Source organism: Chamaesiphon polymorphus CCALA 037 (assembly GCF_003003845.1).
In the GTDB taxonomy this organism is placed as follows: domain Bacteria; phylum Cyanobacteriota; class Cyanobacteriia; order Cyanobacteriales; family Chamaesiphonaceae; genus Chamaesiphon; species Chamaesiphon polymorphus.
The window spans coordinates 1-2,321 of the sequence record NZ_PVWO01000703.1; the positions used below are offsets into that span (position 1 = coordinate 1).

The following is a 2,321-nucleotide window of genomic DNA, read 5'->3' on the forward strand; positions in this document are numbered from 1 at the left end:
CCTTACCCCAACTGTAGTTGACGATTTGAGCTGCTAACTCTTTACTCATCAAGTCAAACCAGCCATTAGAGGTTTTCTCTGGGGAAAACCTCTAATGGCTAAAGTCGAGTTAGAGAAGTCGGGGATCTGTCCGCAGCGATATGGCAACAGTAATAGAATCTAAAATTAGAAAAACCTAAATAACATCGAACTCAAACCTGTAAATAAATCGACCATATTGCCATTACCGGGATTCATATTCGTATCCGTGGGTTGGCTGGCAAGTTTGATTTTGGCAATCAGTGCTTGGGCTACTTGCGTGCCTTCGCGATCGGCAATGGCAAAATATAAGCGTTCGGCTGCCATGGCATCTTCCATTGCGCCGCGATCGTTTTGGAGTCGAAATTTGGCCATCGATCTCGCCAGATAAGCACCCGGAAATTTAGGATTGAGGCTAATTGCGCGATCGTAGTTGGCGACAGCACCAGCAAAATCATTTTTCTGCCAGTCTGCAAAGCCCCACTTATAAAAATCTTCAGCTTTGCCCAAACTCAACGGAATCCCAATTGCCCCATCGAGATAAGCCGCACTCACATCGATGCCAGTCACATTAGCATTGGTAAGATAAGCCGATCGCAAGTCGGTACCATTTAAATTTGCCCCACGTAGATCTGCCCCCGTCAAATTGGCACCATTGAAAGATGCACCTGCCAAATTTGCACCGCGTAAATCTGCCCCAGCCAGATTTGCCTGACTGAGATTGGCACCAGCTAAATTCGCCCGTTCTAATTTGGCACCAGCTAGATTGTTTGTCACCAATCCCACACCAGCTAAATCGCACTGTGGGCAGCTTTTGGTTGAGAGGAGTTGGCGCAGATGAGACATATTCTCTGCTTTGGCTGTCGTTGCCAAACTTGTCAGTAGCAAGATTGTCGTGGCAATGGTTGTGATTTTCATGGTTACGGTTAGGGGAATAGGGGTTAGGGGATAGGGAATAGAGGATAGGGGTTATCAGTGCTAACCTAATCCTATAAATCCAGCAATTTCTCAAATCCCGATCTCAACAACCTCGCTCAATTCCCAGTTAAAAGGGTAAATCACGGAGATCGTCGGTATCATTTAGATCCTCAGACTGGGCATCGGCGCGTGCTTGTTCCCAAGCGCGCTCGGCGGTGGCGATCTGCTTGAATAAGTCGGTAGAATGACGGGGTGGTTGGCTCAATAATCGATCGATCTGATATTTGGCTCGGATTTGGGCTAGCTCTGTCGGCGAAAGTCTCGGCTCCGTCCACTCAAAGTCAGCCGCAGTATAAACTGGTAATCTAGAGCCAAGTTGTTCGATCGGCAGATCTGGCAACCTTACTAATAAGTATTCCCGCACGCGGCGGATTTCTCCAAATCTTTGTTCGATTTCATTGAGAATCCCGATAAACTGACTCAGATGGTGTGTGGTAATTGCCACGCGTACCTCGATATCCTCTAAGGGAATTCCCAGTCGCTCGGCTTTGGTTAATAATTCTGGCGGAATTTTATCTAGTGTGGGGGGATCGATCGCCGCACTCAATTCTGCTAAAGCTGTATGAATCTGTTCTACAGTAAGATCGATAGTCTCCCGCAATGGTTGTCGCTCTGTGGGGGTTGCGGCTAATTCTGTCAGGTGCTCTGTAGCTGACTGGAGTAGCGCGATCGCCCGATTTAAATGATTAGTCATCAGAACTCGCAGCGTATGGATTACATTCAGATCGATCGTACCAATTGTATGGAGATTATTCTCCTCAACTTTCCAGCTTTTCAAGATCGATGGGATGTGTACATCGCAGATTGGCATCCTAGCATCCCACGTCCGATCGCGCTGGATATTTCAGAATTTGCCGACTTTGCCATCGATACAATCTGTCTGCAAAATGAGCCAGAAATCGCCAACATCGCGGCGACGATCGAAATAATGTTGCAGCGAGGTGACTCGATCGTGGAATATGCGTTTCGGACGATGTTTTTGGAACAAATCGCCGCGCGCAGTCAGCGCACTGGCTTCGATCTCGATGGCTTTACCAGCCAGCTCCAGCCCTTAAGTTGGTATTACTGGCAAGATCTCGATCGACATGTCAGTATTCATCCATTCTCATAATCTAAGCGATCGGCATTCGATCGAGAAGGCAGAAGGCACACGTCCTCAGATATTTCCTACTCCCAACTCCCAACTCTCTGTCTTATCTCGCTGTCTTGAATGAAACACATGCGGAGGGAACCTCCGCGTGATTTCAGTCGCAAACCGTCGGCAAAGCCGACGAGCGCGAGCCGCAACTCCCAACTCCCAACTCCCAACTCCCAACTCCCTACCC

The 2,321-nt window shown here is 48.3% G+C and carries 3 protein-coding genes; 1 reads left to right on the forward strand and 2 read right to left on the reverse strand.

Annotated elements, in window-relative coordinates; all coding sequences use genetic code 11:
• Positions 1-165: 165 nt before the first annotated feature.
• Entirely contained in the window at positions 166-936 is a 771-nt protein-coding gene (locus C7B77_RS28485; RefSeq protein WP_106312997.1) for a pentapeptide repeat-containing protein, read from the reverse strand.
• 127 nt (positions 937-1,063) lie between these two features.
• Positions 1,064-1,690: a hypothetical protein gene (locus C7B77_RS28490; RefSeq protein WP_106312999.1), complete on the reverse strand. Its 627-nt coding sequence runs from the start codon at positions 1,688-1,690 to the stop codon at positions 1,064-1,066.
• A 15-nt stretch (positions 1,691-1,705) separates the two neighbouring features.
• On the opposite strand from C7B77_RS28490, the gene C7B77_RS28495 reads away from it, so the two are divergent.
• A complete protein-coding gene (locus C7B77_RS28495) occupies positions 1,706-2,107 on the forward strand; it encodes a DUF7674 family protein (RefSeq protein ID WP_146138586.1) in 402 nt (133 codons plus the stop codon).
• The last annotated feature ends 214 nt before the right edge of the window (positions 2,108-2,321 follow it).

Excerpts from the sequence above, each read along its gene's own strand:
- C7B77_RS28485 (WP_106312997.1), bottom strand. The coding sequence starts at position 936 with ATGAAAATCACAACCATTGCCACGACAATCTTGCTACTGACAAGTTTG.
- C7B77_RS28490 (WP_106312999.1), bottom strand. The coding sequence starts at position 1,690 with ATGACTAATCATTTAAATCGGGCGATCGCGCTACTCCAGTCAGCTACA.
- C7B77_RS28495 (WP_146138586.1), top strand. The coding sequence starts at position 1,706 with ATGGATTACATTCAGATCGATCGTACCAATTGTATGGAGATTATTCTC.